This window comes from Chitinophaga sp. ARDCPP14, assembly GCF_051362515.1.
In the GTDB taxonomy this organism is placed as follows: Bacteria; Bacteroidota; Bacteroidia; order Chitinophagales; family Chitinophagaceae; genus Chitinophaga.
On record NZ_JBKIXB010000010.1, the window covers coordinates 32,849 to 51,887 of the forward strand.

General features: G+C 46.9%; 15 protein-coding genes and 1 tRNA gene. 10 read left to right on the forward strand and 6 right to left on the reverse strand.

Features of this window, described 5'->3' with window-relative positions; genetic code table 11:
• Nucleotides 1-110: 110 nt before the first annotated feature.
• A complete protein-coding gene (fusA, locus tag ACLHR0_RS24225; protein WP_370912478.1) occupies nt 111-2,255 on the reverse strand; it encodes an elongation factor G in 2,145 nt (714 codons plus the stop codon).
• Between the two features lie 468 nt (nt 2,256-2,723).
• Between fusA and ACLHR0_RS24230 the strand changes: the two genes are divergently transcribed.
• From ACLHR0_RS24230 to ACLHR0_RS24245, 4 genes are read left to right on the forward strand one after another with little or no spacing between them, the layout of a single operon-like run.
• Nucleotides 2,724-3,230: a T9SS type A sorting domain-containing protein gene (locus ACLHR0_RS24230; protein ID WP_436490099.1), complete on the forward strand. Its 507-nt coding sequence runs from the start codon at nt 2,724-2,726 to the stop codon at nt 3,228-3,230.
• A gap of 32 nt (nt 3,231-3,262) precedes the next feature.
• Entirely contained in the window at nt 3,263-4,444 is a 1,182-nt protein-coding gene (porV, locus tag ACLHR0_RS24235; RefSeq protein ID WP_436490101.1) for a type IX secretion system outer membrane channel protein PorV, read from the forward strand.
• 22 nt (nt 4,445-4,466) lie between these two features.
• Nucleotides 4,467-4,886, forward strand: a complete 420-nt coding sequence (locus ACLHR0_RS24240) for a hypothetical protein (protein WP_436490102.1) — start codon at nt 4,467-4,469, stop codon at nt 4,884-4,886.
• A 32-nt stretch (nt 4,887-4,918) separates the two neighbouring features.
• Nucleotides 4,919-8,173: a hypothetical protein gene (locus ACLHR0_RS24245; protein WP_436490104.1), complete on the forward strand. Its 3,255-nt coding sequence runs from the start codon at nt 4,919-4,921 to the stop codon at nt 8,171-8,173.
• 266 nt (nt 8,174-8,439) lie between these two features.
• Here the strand turns inward: ACLHR0_RS24245 and rpsG are convergent, their stop codons facing one another.
• The 3 genes from rpsG to ACLHR0_RS24260 form a co-directional block, all read right to left on the reverse strand.
• Complete coding sequence (rpsG, locus tag ACLHR0_RS24250) at nt 8,440-8,907, reverse strand: 30S ribosomal protein S7 (RefSeq protein WP_079470783.1); 468 nt, start codon at nt 8,905-8,907, stop codon at nt 8,440-8,442.
• Nucleotides 8,908-8,936: 29 nt separating this feature from the next.
• Nucleotides 8,937-9,317 carry a 30S ribosomal protein S12 gene (rpsL, locus tag ACLHR0_RS24255; RefSeq protein ID WP_012789278.1) on the reverse strand — a complete coding sequence of 127 codons (381 nt, stop codon included), beginning with the start codon at nt 9,315-9,317 and terminating at the stop codon, nt 8,937-8,939.
• A gap of 288 nt (nt 9,318-9,605) precedes the next feature.
• A complete protein-coding gene (locus tag ACLHR0_RS24260; protein WP_370912483.1) occupies nt 9,606-10,706 on the reverse strand; it encodes a branched-chain amino acid aminotransferase in 1,101 nt (366 codons plus the stop codon).
• Between the two features lie 132 nt (nt 10,707-10,838).
• Between ACLHR0_RS24260 and ACLHR0_RS24265 the strand changes: the two genes are divergently transcribed.
• From ACLHR0_RS24265 to ACLHR0_RS24280, 4 genes are read left to right on the forward strand one after another with little or no spacing between them, the layout of a single operon-like run.
• Nucleotides 10,839-11,336 (forward strand): hypothetical protein, encoded by a 498-nt coding sequence (locus ACLHR0_RS24265; RefSeq protein ID WP_436490106.1) that lies wholly within the window; start codon nt 10,839-10,841, stop codon nt 11,334-11,336.
• Nucleotides 11,337-11,353: 17 nt separating this feature from the next.
• A complete protein-coding gene (rdgB, locus tag ACLHR0_RS24270; protein WP_436490108.1) occupies nt 11,354-11,938 on the forward strand; it encodes an RdgB/HAM1 family non-canonical purine NTP pyrophosphatase in 585 nt (194 codons plus the stop codon).
• A gap of 20 nt (nt 11,939-11,958) precedes the next feature.
• Entirely contained in the window at nt 11,959-12,399 is a 441-nt protein-coding gene (locus ACLHR0_RS24275; protein ID WP_370912486.1) for an acyl-CoA thioesterase, read from the forward strand.
• 12 nt (nt 12,400-12,411) lie between these two features.
• Nucleotides 12,412-13,002, forward strand: coding sequence for a nitroreductase family protein (locus ACLHR0_RS24280; protein ID WP_429051268.1), 591 nt, complete (start codon nt 12,412-12,414; stop codon nt 13,000-13,002).
• A gap of 45 nt (nt 13,003-13,047) precedes the next feature.
• On the opposite strand, the gene ACLHR0_RS24285 is transcribed toward ACLHR0_RS24280, so the two are convergent.
• Complete coding sequence (locus ACLHR0_RS24285; RefSeq protein WP_436490111.1) at nt 13,048-14,616, reverse strand: glycerol-3-phosphate dehydrogenase/oxidase; 1,569 nt, start codon at nt 14,614-14,616, stop codon at nt 13,048-13,050.
• A gap of 178 nt (nt 14,617-14,794) precedes the next feature.
• Here ACLHR0_RS24285 and ACLHR0_RS24290 point away from each other — a divergent pair, with 178 nt between their 5' ends.
• Both ACLHR0_RS24290 and ACLHR0_RS24295 read left to right on the forward strand, forming a co-directional pair.
• Complete coding sequence (locus ACLHR0_RS24290; protein WP_436490112.1) at nt 14,795-17,329, forward strand: mechanosensitive ion channel family protein; 2,535 nt, start codon at nt 14,795-14,797, stop codon at nt 17,327-17,329.
• A 124-nt stretch (nt 17,330-17,453) separates the two neighbouring features.
• Nucleotides 17,454-17,527, forward strand: a tRNA-Met gene (locus ACLHR0_RS24295).
• An 81-nt stretch (nt 17,528-17,608) separates the two neighbouring features.
• Here ACLHR0_RS24295 and ACLHR0_RS24300 read toward each other — a convergent pair.
• Complete coding sequence (locus ACLHR0_RS24300; protein ID WP_436490114.1) at nt 17,609-19,033, reverse strand: AAA family ATPase; 1,425 nt, start codon at nt 19,031-19,033, stop codon at nt 17,609-17,611.
• Nucleotides 19,034-19,039: the final 6 nt, after the last annotated feature.

A 19,039-nucleotide genomic window follows, 5' to 3' on the forward strand; every position in this document is an offset into this window, starting at 1 on the left:
TCGAATATTCTTGTCATGGCAATAGCATGTTCATGTCAGTTAGTGCTGTAAAAGCAGAAAGGTTGTTCCGCTTTGGCAGAACAACCTTTCCGGTATAAAAGAAACTATGATTAAGCGTTTACTTTGCCTTTCACTTTAGCTACCACTTCTTCCGCTACGTTATTCGGAGCAGGAGCATAGTGGGAGAATTCCATGATAGAGCTTGCGCGGCCGGAAGACAGGGAACGCAGCTGAGTTACGTAACCGAACATTTCGCTCAGTGGCACTTTAGCTTTGATTACCTGAACACCATTTTTGGAGTCCATACCTTCCAGCATGCCACGACGACGGTTCAGGTCACCTGTAACATCACCCATGTATTGATCCGGGGTAAGTACTTCTACTTTCATGATTGGCTCCAGCAATACTGGTTTAGCTTTGCGGGCAGCTTCACGGAAAGCGGATTTAGCGCACAATTCAAATGACATCGCATCAGAATCCACCTGGTGGTAAGATCCGTCGAACAGACGAACTCTGAGGTTCACCAGCGGGAAGTTAGCGAGTACACCCTGGTTGAGGGATTGTTCGAAACCTTTCTGAACTGCAGGGATGAATTCTTTAGGGATGGAACCACCAAAGATATCATTGATGAACTGGAAGGATTTACCTTCGTTTTCTTTCAGCCATTCTGCGTCTGCAGGTCCGATTTCGATCTGGATATCCGCGAACTTACCACGACCACCGGTTTGTTTCTTGAATACCTCGCGGTGTTCAACTTTGGTAGTCAGTGCTTCTTTGTAAGCAACTTGCGGCGCACCCTGGTTAACTTCTACCTTGAATTCGCGACGCATACGGTCAACGATGATTTCGAGGTGAAGCTCACCCATACCAGAGAGGATAGTCTGACCGGTTTCTTCGTCAGTTTTAGCTCTCAGGGTAGGATCTTCTTCTACCAGTTTGGAGATAGCCAGACCCATTTTATCAACGTCTGCCTGAGTTTTAGGCTCGATAGCGATGTGGATAACCGGTTCAGGGAAAGTCATTGATTCCAGGATAATCGGTGATTTTTCATCACACAGGGTATCACCGGTTTTGATATCTTTAAAACCAACAGCAGCACCGATATCACCAGCTTCGATGAAATCGATCGGGTTCTGCTTGTTAGCGTGCATCTGCATGATACGGCTGATACGTTCATTTTTGCCGGTACGGGTATTGAGTACATAAGAACCCGCATCCAGGTGACCGGAATAAACCCGGAAGAACGCCAGACGACCTACGAAAGGATCGGTTGCGATTTTGAAAGCCAGTGCAGACAGCGGAGCTTTAGCATCTGGTTTACGTTCAACTTCTTCACCGGTGTCAGGGTTGGTACCTTTAACCGCTTCAACGTCCATTGGAGAAGGCAGGTAACGGCAAACCGCATCCAGCATTTTCTGAACGCCTTTGTTTTTGAAAGAGGAACCGCACATCATCGGGATGATAGCGATATCGATAGTAGCCTTACGGATAGCTTCGTGGATTTCGTCTTCAGAAATTGAATTCGGATCTTCGAAGAATTTCTCCATCAGTTTGTCATCGTATTCAGCAACTGCTTCCACGAGTTTAGCTCTCCATTCTTCTGCTTCAGCTACCATGTCTTCCGGAATAGGAATTTCCTGGTAAGTAGCACCTTTACCTTCTTCGTCCCAGATAATACCTTTCATGGTAATCAGATCTACCACACCTTTGAAGCTGTCTTCAGCTCCGATTGGTAATGTTAAAGGTACCGGGTTAGCGCCCAGCATTTCTTTAACCTGTTTAACCACGTTCAGGAAGTCTGCACCGGAACGGTCCATTTTATTAACGAAACCGATACGTGGTACACGGTAGCGGTTAGCCTGGCGCCAAACGGTTTCAGACTGAGGTTCAACACCGGATACAGCGCAGAACAATGCCACCAGACCATCCAGTACACGGAGGGAACGTTCTACCTCTACGGTAAAGTCCACGTGACCCGGGGTATCGATGATATTGAATTTATATTGTTTGGTATCAGGTAAGGCTTTACCTTGTAAGGTTGGAAAATTCCAGAAACAAGTGGTTGCCGCAGATGTGATGGTAATACCTCTCTCCTGCTCCTGTGCCATCCAGTCCATTGTAGCAGCACCCTCGTGCACTTCTCCAATTTTGTGGGATTTACCTGTATAATACAGGATACGTTCTGTGGTAGTGGTTTTACCCGCATCGATGTGCGCCGCAATACCAAAGTTCCTTTGAAATTTTAAGTCTGCCATAATATTAAAGTGACTAAATAATGCAATTTGGGGGGCAAAGGTAACTTATTTTTGACAATAAATAAAATGACCTTCTTTTCCAAATTGTTATTTCTTTTTAACAAGCGCGGGCGTTATTCACATTAAATTTAATAACGATAAATAGTTCCCCGAAAACCAGTTTTTAGATGGTAGCGACCACTTGTATATGAAATTCAACCAAACATTAAATTAGCATTTTCCGGGTGCCATAATTCTGTCATATTCGTAGTAAGTTATAAAAAGGATATACCCACTGAAGAAGAATGCTAGTGAAATAGTCCAAAAGTAGAACTGAAATCGATTTCCCTAAAAATGAAAAACAACATGAAATAAAAGTTACTCAACGCGCTTGTATAACAGGCTGATACCTTATTTACTATTGTACCCCTTCCTGTCCCGGCGCTGTAGCGGTTCCCGAACACTTATTTACTTATAACCATACATAATATGAGAACAATTGTACTCAGATGCACTCCAGCACTGTTGCTGCTGATGTGTGCCTGTATTTCGTCCTCCGCCCAGGTAGCGCTTAAACGACAGGTAGTTGCCGTCACAGGTGGTTCCGCCGTGATCCAGAACATCCAGTTCCAGTATACCGTAGGAGAGCCCATTATTTTACCTGTTACAGATGGCAGGGTGTTACTCACCCAGGGATTCCAGCAACCCGAAGATTTTTCAAAGCCGACACCCGGCGTAAACCCGGTAAAGAGCTACCTACTGTTCCCCAATCCTGCTATTACCAATACCAGAATTGTATTTGACCTGCTGTCGAAAGTCAGTGTAACGATCGAACTGATTAACCCCGCCGGTCAGGTGATACATCACCAATTCCTGGAAATGGGTCCGGGTAAAAGCACGGTGGTATTGCCTGTGAACCATTTTGCCGCAGGTATTTACACCGTGATGCTGAACGTAAGCGGGAATGTATTCTTCGAGAAACTCATTGTGCAATAACACTACACAATCACCCTTTAACAGATGACACCATGAAATACGGTTATACAATTGTACTTCTTGCAGGTATACTGACAACCAGTATGCGGCTGTCGGCACAAAAAGCAACCCAAAAGCCTCCGAATATCGGCGCCAGCTTCCTGCTGGTAAACCCCGACGCCAGGAGCAGCGGCACCGGGGATGCAGCTATCGGCTTATCGCCCGACGCCAACTCCCTGTTTTCAAACGCTGCAAAAATAGTGTTTGCGGGCGACTGGGGCGTGAGCGCCAACTACTCCCCCTGGATGTGGGAACTGAATAATAATAAGTCAAATATGGCTTATGTATCCGGCTATAAAACATGGAACGGATCGGAAGGAGTAGGACTTTCCATGAAGTACTTCAACTATGGCTCCGTTACATTCCGGGATGATAACGGCACGGTACTCCAGGACTATAATCCTAAAGAATTTGCGATAGATGGCGCCTATGCCAGGAAGCTGGGAAACCATACATCGCTGGCACTCAGCATCCGGTACGTTCGCAGCCAGCTGGGACAAGGTTCCTACAATAATATTCAGCAGAAACCCGCATCAGCAGTGGCCGGCGACATCGCCTATTATTACCAGAACAGTGTGGATAAACTGGATTTCGGTAACCGCTACTGCTTTGGCGTAAGTATTACCAACATCGGAACAAAGCTGCAATACTCAGACGATAACAACCGGAAAAGTTTTCTGCCGATGAACCTCCGTATCGGTGGCGGCTATACGTTTGTGCATACCCACGAACATGAATTTACCCTTTCGGTAGACATCAACAAGCTACTGGTACCTACCCCACCGCTGTATGCCCTCGATTCCAACGGAATGGAAACCAGCCAGATCCTGAAAGGAAAAGATCCTGACCGGGGCATAGTAGACGCTATGTTCTCTTCCTTCGGCGATGCCCCCGGCGGCTTCCATGAAGAATTAAGGGAATTCACCATTGGCTCCGGTATTGAATATGCTTACAGACAGGCATTTTTTGTACGTGCTGGGTATTTTTATGAACATCCTAATAAAGGCTACCGGCAGCATTTTTCTGCGGGGCTGGGCGTACGCGTATCAAACCTTGCGCTGGATATCGCCTATCAGCTTCCTACCGGAGAAAGCCTGATTCAGAAAAGGACCCTGAAGTTCTCGCTGGTTTATAACATTGGCGGAACGCGGGATGAAGCCATTCAACAACCGTAATTCATCTACTAAAATATCCAACATGAAAAGCGAATTTATAACACCCAATAATATGAAATCACTGATCATACTTGCATTTCTTTTGTTTGCCGGATTCATGCCCGGTGTTTTTGCACAGGAATCTGTAAAACCAGATAACACCGGCGGTAGTACCGGAAGAGTAAAGGACATGCTTTTCCCTACTTTTCAGAAAGATCTTGCTGACCTGAACCAGCGGTCAGCTATACCTCCTGCTGACCGTGCCGTTGTGTCTAAAGACAGCAAATCGCGTCTTTTCACCAAATACCAGGCGCCACGCAGCAATGCTGCTCCACAACTGCGAGCAGCTAAAAGCAGGCCGCTTCCTTCTGACAGTGCAGCAACTGCAAAACCGGATACCCAGGCTCCTAAAATTGTTCCTACACCTAACCAGGATGGCGGATCATCACCCAAAAAGAATTAAGCGCATCGTAAACTATCACAAAAATGATTATTATGAAAAAGATATGTTACCTGACCTTTCTCCTGTTGACGGTATCATTTCATATTGTATGGGCTCAAAGCGGATTAACCGGAACCAACTACCAGGCGGTAGCCCGCAATACAAATGGGACAGTACTCAGCAACCAATCCTTAACGGTGCGTTTTTCTATTTTGGGAGGTTCCGCAGCAGGACCTGTACAATACCAGGAAACACATAGTACTACCACCAATACCCTGGGATTATTCACTTTACAGATTGGTAAAGGAACTCCCTTAACAGGCACGTACAGCGGTGTTCCCTGGGCGAATGCCAATCAATTTTTAAAAGTAGAAGTATCTATAAACGGCGGCAACTTCAGTGAATTGGGTACTTCCCAGTTAATGAGCGTACCGTATGCGTTATTTGCAGCCAATGGTACTCCTGGTCCGGCCGGGGCAACAGGACCAGCCGGCCCTAAAGGCGATCCTGGTGTAGCGGGTCCTGTAGGGCCGATAGGACCAGTTGGTCCCGTGGGACCTGCCGGCGCTAAGGGAGATCCCGGTGTAGCGGGTCCGGTGGGCCCAATAGGACCAGCCGGTGCTACCGGACCACAGGGCGCCAAAGGTGATCCGGGTGTGGCCGGACCAGCTGGACCGATTGGACCTATCGGACCTGCTGGCGCCGTCGGACCGCAGGGGGCGAAAGGTGATCCGGGTGTAGCCGGTCCGGTTGGACCGATTGGACCCGCCGGTGCTACCGGACCGCAAGGTGATCCCGGCGTAGCTGGTCCGCAAGGCATTCAGGGCGTACCCGGCGCCCCTGGACCAGTTGGCCCGATGGGTCCTGCAGGTCCTGTGGGGCCAATCGGTCCGGCCGGTGATATTAACGGCGTAGCCGCGGGTGGTGATCTTTCAGGTACCTATCCCAATCCACTTATCGGGAATGGAAAGGTGACGCTGGCGAAGATTGCCCCGGGTGTGATCCCAACCACCCTGCCTCCCAACGGTCCTGCCGGCGGAGATCTTTCCGGTACTTATCCCAATCCGGTTGTAAATGCCTTACAAGGTAAACCAGTGAGTAACGTAGCCCCCGCAGCAGGACAAATCCTCAAGTTTGATGGTGCCCAATGGTTAGCAGGCGCGCCTCCGGGAGGTGGTCTCACACTGCCATTTGTAGCTACAGAAAACAATGCGGCCACGCTTTTCAGTATTACAAATGATGGCGACGGCACTTCCCTGGAAGGGGTTAACAATACCGCGACCAGCAGCATTGCAGCTGTGAGAGGCATTGTTTCCTCTGCTTCCCCCGGCGGATTTTCCAGCGCGGTAAGAGGTATCAATAACGGCACCGGTGGTTTGGGTATAGGTGTATGGGGCTCCCAGGCTGGTTCAGGCTGGGGCGTGTATGGTGTAACGCCGAACGGGCTCGGTGTATATGGCAATAGCAGCGCCGGTGGTACCGGCCTCTATGGAAACAGTAATACTGGTACCGGCTTAACAGCTACCAGTAACAACGGTATAGCCGCCAGTATTGCCATCTTCAATAATGCCAATAACAATAATGCTTTAAATGCCAGCAGCCTTGGAAATGGTACTGTGGTGAATGTAACTTCCAGCGGTAGTGGGGCAGGCGTACGTAGCAGTACCGGCGCCGGTTTTGCCATTCATGGTATTACCAGTGCGCAAACCTCAGCTGGTGTTATAGGCGATAACAACGGAGCCGGAGAGGCCGTAGTTGGAAGGACCACCAGTGACATTGCGGGGGCCGTAGTTGGACGGAACGACGGTGGTGGATATGGTGTACGCGGTTTTATTTCGACCAACACTTCAGGCACAGCAATAGGCGTATTAGGCCAGGTAGGTTTAAACAACAGTACCGGAAGAGCCGGACGTTTTGAGAATTTCAATGCCACCAATACTACCGGAAATGTGTTGGAAGTAGCGACCAATGGTAACGGTAATATCCCGGATAACACACAGGGTAATGCTTCTTCCTTCCTGGTAGACAATACCAATAGTGTGGGCGCCGCAGTAAGGGGCGAGGTAAAAACTATTTTTGGCAACTTCGGAGCGGCTGCTTTGTTTGGTGTTTCTTCCGGTACTGGTGGATTTGCGGGGTTGTTCCATGCTTCCAATGCTGCAGGAAACGGTGCTGCACTGGTAGCTATAACGGATGGAAATGGTAATGCCATTACCGCCAATGCGAGCAAAAATGGCAATGGGGTAGAAACCAATATAGACGGCGGCGGAAATGCCTTGTATGCCTGGGTACCCACCTTTGCCACTGGCAGGGCAGGCAGATTTAATATCTTTAATGAATCCAATACCAGCGATGCAGTTACCGTTACAACGGTAGGTAACGGCATTGCCGGCAACTTCAAGGTAGACAAAGTAACGGGCACATCTCCGGCAGTAAAAGGAGAAGTAAACTCCCAGTTTTCCAATTTTGGTACGGCAGGTATTTTCGGATTATCGTCTGGTACCGGTGGTTTTGGGGGGCTGTTTTATGCATCAAACCCTTCAGGAAATGCGCCGGCTATTGTGGCGCTTACCGAAGGCAGTGGTAATGGCATTACCGCTAATGCCGGCAAAAATGGTAATGGTGTAGAAGGAAGCTCTGATGGCACCGGAAACGGCGTTTATGGATGGGTCCCTAACTTTGGTACCGGCCGTGGCGCACGCTTTGCCAACTTTAATGCCGCTAACTCCAGGGAAGTGGTATTAATCAGTAATGCCGGTACCGGTACCGGTTTGTTGATCAACCATACCGGTCCTTCCGGCAATTTAGCTGTTTTTCAGAGTGCCAGTGCAAATGTGGCCCGTATCAATAAGGCCGGACGAGGTTTCTTCAATGGTGGTACACAAGCCAGTGGAGCGGATGTGGCGGAATCATTTGCCGTATCAGGCGAACGCAATACTTATGAAGCCGGGGATGTACTGGTGATTTCCACTCATACCGACCGGATGGTGGAAAAGTCATCCGAACCTTATTCTACCCTGGTAGCCGGAGTATTTGCCACTAAGCCGGGTTTGTTATTAACCGAAAAGGATATTGACGCCAATTTAGATGGTGAAGTACCTATGGGTGTGATAGGTGTAATACCAACCAAGGTTTGCAATGAGAATGGCGCTATTCGCCGTGGCGATCTGCTGGTTACTTCCAGCAGGGCTGGTTATGCGATGAAGGCGGATATTGATAAAGTAAAGCCAGGTCAGGTACTTGGCAAAGCGCTGCAGGAATTTAGCGGTGCAGAAGGCAAGATCAATGTGCTGGTGAGTGTAAAATAAGTGATTCCGAAATAGCGAAAGGCGGGCATCTGCGGATGCCCGCCTTTTTGTTTGTGGCCTTCGCCACTTAAATTGTCTTTCGCGGATTTTGTCTTGGCTCAGGATTACGCTGATTATACTGATTAGCTGGATTTTTACTTTTTGGATTTTCTTTGGATTAAGGGAGATGGAAGCGGAGGTTATCTTTCCTTTATCAACACAAAAAGGCAAACAGCTCCAAAAGGAACTGTTTGCCAAATATATTGAGTTGCCTGTGAGGGCTATAACTAGATTCTGAAGTGAGAGAAAGCTTTGTTCGCTTCTGCCATACGGTGAGTATCTTCTTTCTTCTTGAACGCTGCGCCTTCACCTTTGCTTGCTGCTACGATTTCATTCGCGAGCTTGTCAGCCATGCTTTTACCGTTTCTTTCGCCGGCGAAGCGTACTAGCCATTTGATGCTCAGGGATATCTTTCTGTCAGGACGAACTTCCGCAGGAATCTGGAAGGTAGCACCACCGATACGGCGGCTTCTAACTTCTACACCCGGAGTAACGTTGGCCAATGCTTTTCTCCAAACCTCGTAACCGTTTTCACCGGTCATCGTGCTTACCTTATCCACAGCATCGTAGAAAATTTTATAGGCAATGCTCTTTTTTCCTTGTTCCATTACGTTATTAACAAAGCGGGTTACCAGCTTGTCATTGAACCGAGGATCCGGAGCCAGAGGCAATTTCTTTGCAGCTTGCTTTCTCATTTATTGAAAATTACGACTATTTATAATTATTATTTTTTAGCCTTTTCCTTTTTAGTACCATATTTGGAACGGCTCTGCTTTCTGTCTTTCACACCTGCAGTATCCAGGGAACCGCGAACAATGTGGTAACGAACACCTGGTAAATCTTTTACCCTTCCACCACGGATCAGTACGATGGAGTGCTCCTGCAAGTTGTGACCTTCACCAGGGATATAGGCAATCACCTCAACTTTGTTGGTTAAACGCACTTTCGCTACTTTACGCAGAGCGGAGTTCGGTTTCTTAGGCGTGGTAGTGTATACACGAGTACAAACGCCACGACGCTGAGGGCAGCTATCTAATGCCCTGGACTTAGACTTAGCCCGGATAATTTCTCTTCCTTTTCTTACTAATTGTTGTATAGTAGGCATTCTTTACCTAGTTTTTTTATGTCGGTTTACAATGACATCCAAATTCCCCACATAGGGATTTTGGGACGGCAAAGGTAAAACTATATGTGTGAATAACAAAATTGTTTCGAAAATATTTTTGCCGGAATGATCTCCCGGGTAAACAGGGAAAGGTCTTATTATTTTGGTAGCAGCTCAGGATTACCAAAAACCGGATTGCAAAGGTATGATATCCGTTAGAAACTACCATAAAAAAATAGGGCCTTTTTATCGGCCCTATTCTTATCTCTATAATAATATATAAAACGCTTATTTCTTGTCTATTATGTAATTCCAATGCCGGATATCGGTGGTGCGGCCGGTGCGGATATCATCGAGCCGCTGGATTACTTCCGCCCCTACTTCATATTTGGTAGTATCCAGTTTGATCTTCGTATCCAGGTAATCAAGCTGTTCTACATAAGCCACGCTGGAGGCGGTGCCTGTACCAAATACTTCGCGGAGGGTACCATTATTATAGGCAGTTACCACCTCATCGATAGAAATTGGCCTTTCTTCAATTTTAAGTCCCATATCTGCCAGCACGTCCATTACACTGGCGCGGGTAACGCCTTCCAGGATGGTGCCCTGGGTAAGATCGGGCGTGATGGCGGTATTGCCGATAATCGCAAAAACGTTCATGGTACCGCATTCCTGCAGGTATTTATGTTCGTAGCCATCCACCCAGAGGATTTGGTCGTAGCCCTGTTTCCTTGCCTGCATGGTGGGGTACATGGTACCACCATAATTGCCGGCAGCTTTGGCGTAACCAACGCCGCCGGGGAAGGCGCGTACATATTTATCCTGCACCAGTAATTTGATGGGCTTATTGAAATAAGGACCGGAAGGTGAGTTGATGATGGCAAACTTATAGGTATCAGACGGGCGGACGCCGATAAATTCATCTGCCGCAATCATAAAGGGACGCAGGTAGAGGGAACAGCCTTCACCGGTGGGTACCCAGTTGCGGTCCAGGTCTATCAGTAAATCCAATCCGCCTACAAACAACCACTCGGGTACCTGGGGCATGCCCATTCTTTCTGCAGAGGTATTAAAACGTTTATAGTTATCATATGGCCTGAAGATCATGGGATGACCTTCGGGATCTTTATAAGCTTTGATGCCTTCAAAAATGGCCTGCCCATAATGCCAGGCAGCATTGGAAGGACTTACAGACAGGTTCTGGAAGGGCAGTATCTCCGCATTTTTCCATTCTTTACCATCAAAATCGGCCACCAGCATATGGTCGGCGTACATTTTACCAAATGCCAGGTTGTTGAAATCAACCTCACTGAGCCTGCTGTGCGTAGTTTTGGTGACTTTAATCTTCTGAAGTGCCTCTTCCTTAACTGTTGATTTATCTACCATCATGGTTAATCAATTTTATCTCAATATTTTTACATTTTAATCGCTGTGCCACCGGAGCCCTGGTGGAACCGGCAGTGCAAATAAACTGATTTTTCCCCAGAGGGGGTTTTCATATTAAACTAAACGATAATAAACATGTCGCTTGAGCAAACCGAACTTGACCCGTACTTTCTGGCTAAAATCTTTACCCAGCCAATCATTCCCGGGAAAAGCATGCCGGCTGAGGCCGTAGAAAAAGTGACGCCCAAAGTCAAATATTTAGGAGAAAATCAAAAAAACATTGCGCTCTTCATACAAAACGAAAACGAAGCGTATTTAAACGAAGAATTATTCAACCTCCTTACTAATATATTAAATGCCTGTAAACTGGGGATGCAGGATGTATCACTGATTAACGTAATCCACTACCCTTCCCTCACATTTCCCGACTGGCAGGCGGCAGTGAAGATAGAACGGAGCGTTGTATTTGGGATTGCACCGGAACAACTTGGGTTAAATGATATACCACCATATCAGCTGGTAACTGTAAACGGTACCACCTTGTTGTTTTCCGATGAACTATCCTTGATAGGCAGCGATAAAGTACTGAAGGCCAGGCTATGGGCCGGGTTAAAACAATTATTAGGCATTTAAACTTCTTTTCCAATCATATGAAATTGATATTCGCCACCAATAACCCAAACAAAGTAAAAGAGTTCCGGTCGTTACTGGGAAACCAGTTTGAGATCGTTACCCTGCTGGAAGCCGGTATTGATATAGACATTCCGGAGCCACATGATACGCTTGAAGCCAATGCCACCGAAAAGTCGGCCACCATTCACCGCATGACCGGGGAAAACTGTTTCGCTGAAGACACCGGCCTGGAAATAGCGGCGCTCAACGGTGCGCCGGGCGTTTTATCTGCCCGCTACGCCGGGGAACAGAAAGAGGCCGCCGACAACATCGCTAAAGTATTACGGGAACTGGAAGGCCAAAGCGACCGCAGTGCGCAGTTCCGCACCGTTATTTCCCTGATACTGGATGGTAAGGAACACCAGTTTGAGGGAGTGAGTAAAGGTCATATCACCACCACTGTAAAAGGGGAAAAGGGATTTGGCTATGATCCGATCTTTGTTCCGGAAGGTGAAACACGCGCCTTTGCAGAAATGGATCTCACGGAAAAGAACAAATACAGCCACCGGGCACGGGCCTTTGAGAAATTTGTGGCCTTCCTGAAACAAACAGCAAACGTTTAGCATCTCCCTAAAAAATAAATATGGCAAGAGTCAAAATAGATTTACCTGCAACATTCCCGTTCAGCGTACAAATTCCCGTAAGGATACGGGATATTAACTATGGCAACCACGTAGGCAATGACGCCATCCTGTCTATTATTCATGAAGCCAGGATACAGTTCCTCAACAGCCTCGGCTATAAAGAACTGGATCATGAGGCCGGCGATGGTTTTATTATGGCAGATGTAGCCATTGCATACAAAGGCGAAGGATTTTACGGAGATATATTTGACATCGCCATTGCGGCGGGTGAATTTAGTGCCCTGGGCTTTGAATTGTTTTATCGCATCACCACTAACCGTAACGGACAAACGATTACCATTGCAGAAGCTAAAACCGGTATGATATGCTTTGATTACAAAGCACATAAAGTAGCAAAACTGCCAGCCGATATGAAGGCACGACTGGAAACAGGAAAATAAAAACAACAGACTATGGATGAAGCAACCACCTCCACTGCAGTGGAGCAGGCGATTATAGCACGCCGCACGGTGAAACCCACCAGCATGAACGGCCGGAAGATTGCAGATGAAACGGTACAACAGCTGTTGCAGCTGGCAGATTGGGCTCCCACACACGGATATACAGAACCCTGGTACTTTGTGGTATACAGCGGCGATAAGGTACAGCAGTTTTGTGCAGATCATGCGGATATGTACAAACAGTTTACCCCGGCTGATAAATATATTCCAGGTAACTACGACAAACTGAAAACACAGGGCAACCTGGCATCGCATGTACTGGCGATTTGCATGAAACGCGGGAACAATCCGAAGATCCCGGCGCTGGAAGAAATTGCCGCGGTATCCTGCGCAGTGGAAAATATCTGGCTGGGCGCTACTGCCCTGGGTATTGCTGCCTACTGGGGTTCCGGCGGGATGACCTACCACCCTGCCATGCAGGAATATTTTGGTTTGGGAGAAGAAGACCTGGTACTGGGCTTCTTTTATATGGGCTACACAGATGAGCCTGTGCAACCGGGAAGAAGAGTGAAACCTTTTAATGAGAAGTTCAAATGGATGTAATTTTATAGGAAGATGGGGACCTGTTGATCCCCATCTTCCTATAAATTATTTCAACAGATACCCGTTAACTTCGGCTGCAAAGCTGCTGATCTGCGTAGCTACCCAATGTTCATCTTTATGTAATTCTTCTGCCATAATCCGGGCTACGGCAGGGGCTATACGCAGCGCTTCCTTTGCATCGAGGAACAACAAACGCGTGCGGCGGGCCAGAAAATCTTCAATATTGCGGGCCATTTCCTCTCTCACAGCCCATACCACCTGCGCTTTAATGATATGATATTCCCCGCTCAGCACCTCCTGCAGATCCGGCTGACGCGCGACCATCTGGTGCAGGTGCAATACATCACTGCCATAGAAATACCAGGGATCTTCCCAGTTCACCTTATCAGTAGCGCCATGTATTTTCAGGTGATGGGTAACGGAGGATGTTTCCTTCCACTTCAGCACCACTTCCAGCTTATGTATGACGTCTTCCGCCATCCTGCGGTAAGTAGTCCATTTACCACCGATTATTGTAATAAGATTTGACGCAGACACGATTATTTTATGGCTGCGGGAGATTTCCTTTGTTTTATGTCCCTCTGCTTTGGCGGCGGCAAGCGGGCGAAGACCGGCCCACACGCTGCGGACATCCGAGCGTTGCGGCGCCTTTGACAAATACTGACCGGCTGTGCGGAGTATGAAAGCAATTTCCTCCTCCAGTGCGCGGGGTTCAAGGCTGATATGATTCACCGGGGTATCGGTAGTACCCATCACTACTTTATTGTGCCAGGGCACAATAAACAGTACCCTTCCATCGCTGGTAGACGGGATCATCAGGGCGTTATGCCCGGGTAGAAATACGCTGTCGAGTACCAGGTGTACTCCCTGACTTGCCGCAATAGATTTTGGCGCAGCCGGGTTATCCATTTCCAGTACATCATCTGCAAACACACCGGTAGCATTGATGACTGCGCGGGTGTTAAGATATATTTCCTCTCCCCCGCCCAGGGTATCCTTTACCGTTAGTCCGCTGATTTTCCCAAAGCCGTCTTTTCGCAAACCGGTAACACGCATATAGTTCAGCACCGTACCGCCATTATCTGAAATGGACTGCACCAGGTTAATGGCCAGGCGTGAATCATCAAACTGTCCGTCGTGATACAACACGCCACCAGCAAGCCGGTCCTGCTTCAGGGTAGACAACCGCTCCAGGGTAGCCGATCTCGAAATATGTACGGACTTCCCCAAACTGAGCCGGCCTGCCAACCAATCGTACATTTTGAGGCCAACAGTATATTTCAGGTTCTCCCAGAAATTAAAAGTAGGAATAACGAAAGCCAGGTTACGTACCAGGTGTGGAGCATTGGCAGCCAGCAATCCACGTTCCACACTGGCTTCCCTTACCAGCGACACATTGCCCTGTGCGAGATAACGTACGCCTCCGTGTACCAGCTTCGTGCTTTTACTGGAAGTGGATTTTGCGAAATCCACCTGTTCCAGCAGCAAGGTTCTGTAACCCCGTGTTACCGCTTCCAGGGCGGCGCCAAGACCAGTAGCCCCTCCCCCGATCACGATGATATCCCAGGGTTCGAGATCCTTTCTTAATGAGGTAACAAGCATTTCTCTGTTCATAAGCTAGTTTTCATTGGTCTGCCAATCCTATACAAAATACTGAGGAATCGGATACCGGACAAATAAAGCAGCCGATTCCAGAAAACTTAACGGCCGGGAGAGTTAAAAGTTTTAAATTCAGGAACATTTAGGCATTAAAAATGTTCCTCCTAGAGATCATTCAATTTTACAGCTTCATATGTTTACCAGGATTCACCTCAATTACAGATATTTTTTTCAGCTGCTGATACTGCTGGTAGTGATGGCCGGGAGCTACAACGCCGATGCACAAAGCCGTAAGCGTAAGCCCAAAACCGATACCATTCACCTGGTAGCTGTTGACAGTGCTACCATCAGCAAGAATATCCAGGCGTTATCGAAAGATACCAACCGGGTAAGAAAGTCGGACACGTCTGTATCCATCCTGATCAACCGCATTGAGAGTTACACTTTGACGCTGAACGACCTTATGAGTTCCCTCCGCCGTGGGTTTGACACTTCACGGATCACTGCCGGCCTGCCGCTCACAGATACTTCCCTCGCGCTGATCAGGTACAATATTGCCAGTTTGGGCCGCACACCCAATATCAACGACATATATACCAACAAAGTAATGCTGGAGCAGGTGCAACGAAAGCTCACATCGTGGCAGGGCGCCCTTTTTTCCTATTACGAGAAACTGAAAAACATTAACGACACCATCCGTCTTATCCGGGGAGATACCGCCATGCGGAATATCCCTTCTGAAGATGAGCTGTATGGTTTTTACCTGGGCCAGGTGACCAACCTCGTGCTTAAATTCCGTTCCGTAGACAGCGCGAATAAGGCCAGTCTTATTAAGATAGGGCTGCTGCAAAACCAGGTGGCGAACCGGTATATTGAAGCCTCCAATCTTTACGAGGACATGGACTACCGGTTGCAACAATACGCCTCCAACATGTTTGTACGGGATTACCGCTACCTGTGGAAGCCGCACCGCGACAGTATTAACCCGCTTGAATTTTTCCCGGTACTGAAAAACTCTTTGCATAAAAGCACGAAAGTGCTCGACATCTTTTTTTCTATCCAATGGCCTATATTCTTTGTGTGGTTACTATTGGCCATATTATTTTCCTGGTGGGTACACAACAATATTAAACGCATCCGGCACAATCATCCTGAACAGGAAGGGGAAACCATTCTCCAACACGCGCGATACCTGTACCGCAACCCGGTGGCCTGTACGGTGGTACTGATTGCCACTTTATCCTCCGTACTTTCTGTACGTTATCCCATTCTTTTTACGGAAATCACCTGGGGTTTAAATGTGATAGCGCTGACCTTTATCTTTCGCACACATCTTCCTAAAACCTTATTCAAAAGCTGGTTATTACTGGCCGGCCTGCTGTTTATTTACAGTCTGAATAACCTGCTGATAGAGGTCACCTATACCGAACAATGGGGATTATTGATAGGCGCCATTCTTTCGCTACTGCTGGGCAACCGGCTGCTGAAAGAATCGTCGCTTACCACTTTTGCACAACCGAAATTTACCCGGCCGGTACTGATATTATTTATGATGATCAGCGCCTTTTCCCTGATCATGGTAATTTTTGCGCGGGTAGGCACTGCCAAAATCATGGGATCTACCGCTGTTGTGAGCACAGTAATGGCGCTTAGTTTATTTACGCTGGTAAAAATACTGATGGAAGCCGTTTATCTCCAGGTAGAGGCCAATAAAGATTCCAGCACCTTCATTTCTTTTATGGACTACCAGGAAGTACAGAAAAAACTGAGGACATTCCTCACGATCCTGGGCTTTGTAGGCTGGCTGGTAATTTTATCGCGCAGTGTTTATTTATACGATATTATTTACGAGGTTATTACCGATATCCTCTCCTCCAAACATAAGCTCGGCAATTCGGATTTTACTTTCAGCAGCGTCATCATTTTTATCCTGGTAATATGGGTGGCTACTGTGGCTTCGCAGCTGATTGCATATATGTTTGGTAACACCGGTCAAAGCGCCAATCCCAATAAGAAAACAAAATTCGGTTCCGCGCTGTTGCTACTCCGCCTGGCAGTGCTTGCCGGCGGCGTGTTGCTGGCATTTGCTGCCTCCGGTATTCCCATGGATAAGATCACTATTGTAATAGGCGCCCTGGGCGTTGGTATCGGTTTTGGTTTGCAGAACATCGTGAACAACCTGGTATCCGGTATTATCCTCGCCTTTGAAAAGCCCATAGAAGTTGGTGATGTGATAGAACTGGGACCCCGTTCCGGCGTTGTAAAAGAAATAGGCATCCGCTCCAGCAAGATCAATGCCTTCGACGGTTCAGAAGTAATTGTTCCCAACGGCGACCTCATATCCCAACAACTGATCAACTGGACCCGGAGCAACCGGAATAAACGCATAACAATTGCGCTGGGCGTTGGCTATGGAAGTAATATTGACCAGGTGACCGCTATTATCAACTCCGCCTTTACCGATCGTAAAGATGTGCTTACTGCTCCCGCTCCTTTTATACAGCTGACCGACTTCGGAGATAACGCGGTGAATTTCAAGGTCTACTTCTGGGTAGGCGACCTTGATAATGCAGGCAGGCTTCAAAATGAGGTGATGTCGTTTATTTACACCGCCCTTAATCAGGCCGGTATTGAAATCCCTTATCCACAGCGGGATTTGCATATCCGGTCGGTGGATGAGTCGTTGTTGAAAAAATGGGATAAGCCTGCTCCGGGCGATCCCCTTTAAAAAAAGTTCTAAAAAAACGTTGGATTCATTTTGAATTTTCATTTTTAAGCCGTTATCTTTGCACTCCCGTTTTGGAGCAGCAGGCGCTACTGATAGTAGTTATAGCGATCCGGATGGAGAATAAGGCGAGGTAGCTCAGGTGGTTAGAGCGTTGGATTCATAACCCAAAGGTCTCGGGTTCAACTCCCGATCTCGCTACAGATAACGAGCCGTAAATTCTTGATAAAAGAGTTTGCGGCTTTTTTGTTTGGAGAAGTGGTCGATTGATTGGCCACACTATCATTCAAACAAAACATCCATCTTCAAGCTGTTCTGCACGAGTGAATTCGAATAATTATTTTTATTCAATCCAAAAGTTGTTATCATAGTTAGAAAAATAGCTTTGCGTGTTTTTGTCTCCTCTTTAAAAATGCCAATCTTATTTCTCAACTCTTCTGCATATTTTTTGTCGATTGTAAAATTATTAATAGAGAATTTCATTTCGCAAATATTGATCACCTGATCACGCCTGTCAATCACCAGGTCAATTTGCGCACCTGTATCTGTACTGGTACTTATCCATGATGACGTTGTTGTTTGCACACCGCTGATACCTAGTGCCTTTTTTATTTCTTTAGTATGAGCAAGGCATACCTGCTCATAAGCATAGCCGCTCCAGGAACGCTGCTCCGGACTATCCAGCCCATTAATCCAACTATTTTCACCCAATATACTAGCCTTTCTTATAAACTTTAAATAGAACAGTGAGTAAAAATCAGTTAACTGATAAAGACTATTTCTTTCCTTTTTTCCGTATGAGATATATTTGCGAATAAAATCACTTTCCTCCAATTCTTTTAAAATTCTGGTGACGCCCCCGCCCGCGGAGAGCTTAGCCCCTTTGATTAACTCCCCGCGAGTTAGCCCTTTTGCTTTTTTACTCAACGTTTCGATAACCGCAATGTGTTTTTCTGCATTATCGAATAGGGATTGGTAGAGATTATCAAATTCGGAACGAAGCATTTCATCCTTCTCAAAACATAACCTATTAATATTCTGGGCGGCACTTTGCGCTACATCTACCTGTTCCAGGTAAAAGGGGATTCCCCCCATGACCATGTACAATTGTATAATCTGATACCTGTCAAATATAGCTTTCTTATATTTTAAGAAGTCTTCACACTCTTTCAATGTAAAGGACTCTAATCTAATCCGATGAGTCACCCGATTATGCAAACCACCTTTGTTATTAATGAGTTTGTTGATCATCCATCCCGCTGCCGAACCACAAACGATTAATACCACATCATTTCTCGCACTTGCCCAGGAATTCCAAAAATGTTCCAGTGCAAGTACAAAATCAGATTGTGCGGTATCAAGCCAGGGAAGTTCATCCAGGAAAATAACTTTCTTTTTCCGCTTACTGGATTCCAGCAAAATAGAGAGCTGTTGGAATGCATTGAACCAATCGGCAGGAGGTTTTCTTTCATTTGCTGACGAATCATATCTCGTCATTGCAACATGAAAATTGGCTAATTGCTGTGACAAGTTAACATTAGACATACCTGTCAGATAAAAATCAAATTTATTATCGAAAGCCTGCCTGATTAAAAAAGTCTTCCCAACCCTTCTTCTCCCATACACTGCAACAAAAGAGGAAGATTTGCTATCTTTTATTTGATTGAACAAATCAAGTTCTTTTTTACGGCCAATAAGCTTATCCATGTCATT

Coding starts and splice junctions, on each gene's coding strand:
- ACLHR0_RS24265 (WP_436490106.1), top strand. CDS start 10,839: ATGTCGCTTGAGCAAACCGAACTTGACCCGTACTTTCTGGCTAAAATC.
- ACLHR0_RS24285 (WP_436490111.1), bottom strand. CDS start 14,616: ATGAACAGAGAAATGCTTGTTACCTCATTAAGAAAGGATCTCGAACCC.
- ACLHR0_RS24280 (WP_429051268.1), top strand. CDS start 12,412: ATGGATGAAGCAACCACCTCCACTGCAGTGGAGCAGGCGATTATAGCA.
- ACLHR0_RS24300 (WP_436490114.1), bottom strand. CDS start 19,033: ATGGATAAGCTTATTGGCCGTAAAAAAGAACTTGATTTGTTCAATCAA.
- porV (WP_436490101.1), top strand. CDS start 3,263: ATGAAATACGGTTATACAATTGTACTTCTTGCAGGTATACTGACAACC.
- ACLHR0_RS24290 (WP_436490112.1), top strand. CDS start 14,795: ATGTTTACCAGGATTCACCTCAATTACAGATATTTTTTTCAGCTGCTG.
- rpsG (WP_079470783.1), bottom strand. CDS start 8,907: ATGAGAAAGCAAGCTGCAAAGAAATTGCCTCTGGCTCCGGATCCTCGG.
- ACLHR0_RS24260 (WP_370912483.1), bottom strand. CDS start 10,706: ATGATGGTAGATAAATCAACAGTTAAGGAAGAGGCACTTCAGAAGATT.
- rdgB (WP_436490108.1), top strand. CDS start 11,354: ATGAAATTGATATTCGCCACCAATAACCCAAACAAAGTAAAAGAGTTC.
- ACLHR0_RS24240 (WP_436490102.1), top strand. CDS start 4,467: ATGAAAAGCGAATTTATAACACCCAATAATATGAAATCACTGATCATA.
- ACLHR0_RS24275 (WP_370912486.1), top strand. CDS start 11,959: ATGGCAAGAGTCAAAATAGATTTACCTGCAACATTCCCGTTCAGCGTA.
- fusA (WP_370912478.1), bottom strand. CDS start 2,255: ATGGCAGACTTAAAATTTCAAAGGAACTTTGGTATTGCGGCGCACATC.
- ACLHR0_RS24230 (WP_436490099.1), top strand. CDS start 2,724: ATGAGAACAATTGTACTCAGATGCACTCCAGCACTGTTGCTGCTGATG.
- rpsL (WP_012789278.1), bottom strand. CDS start 9,317: ATGCCTACTATACAACAATTAGTAAGAAAAGGAAGAGAAATTATCCGG.
- ACLHR0_RS24245 (WP_436490104.1), top strand. CDS start 4,919: ATGAAAAAGATATGTTACCTGACCTTTCTCCTGTTGACGGTATCATTT.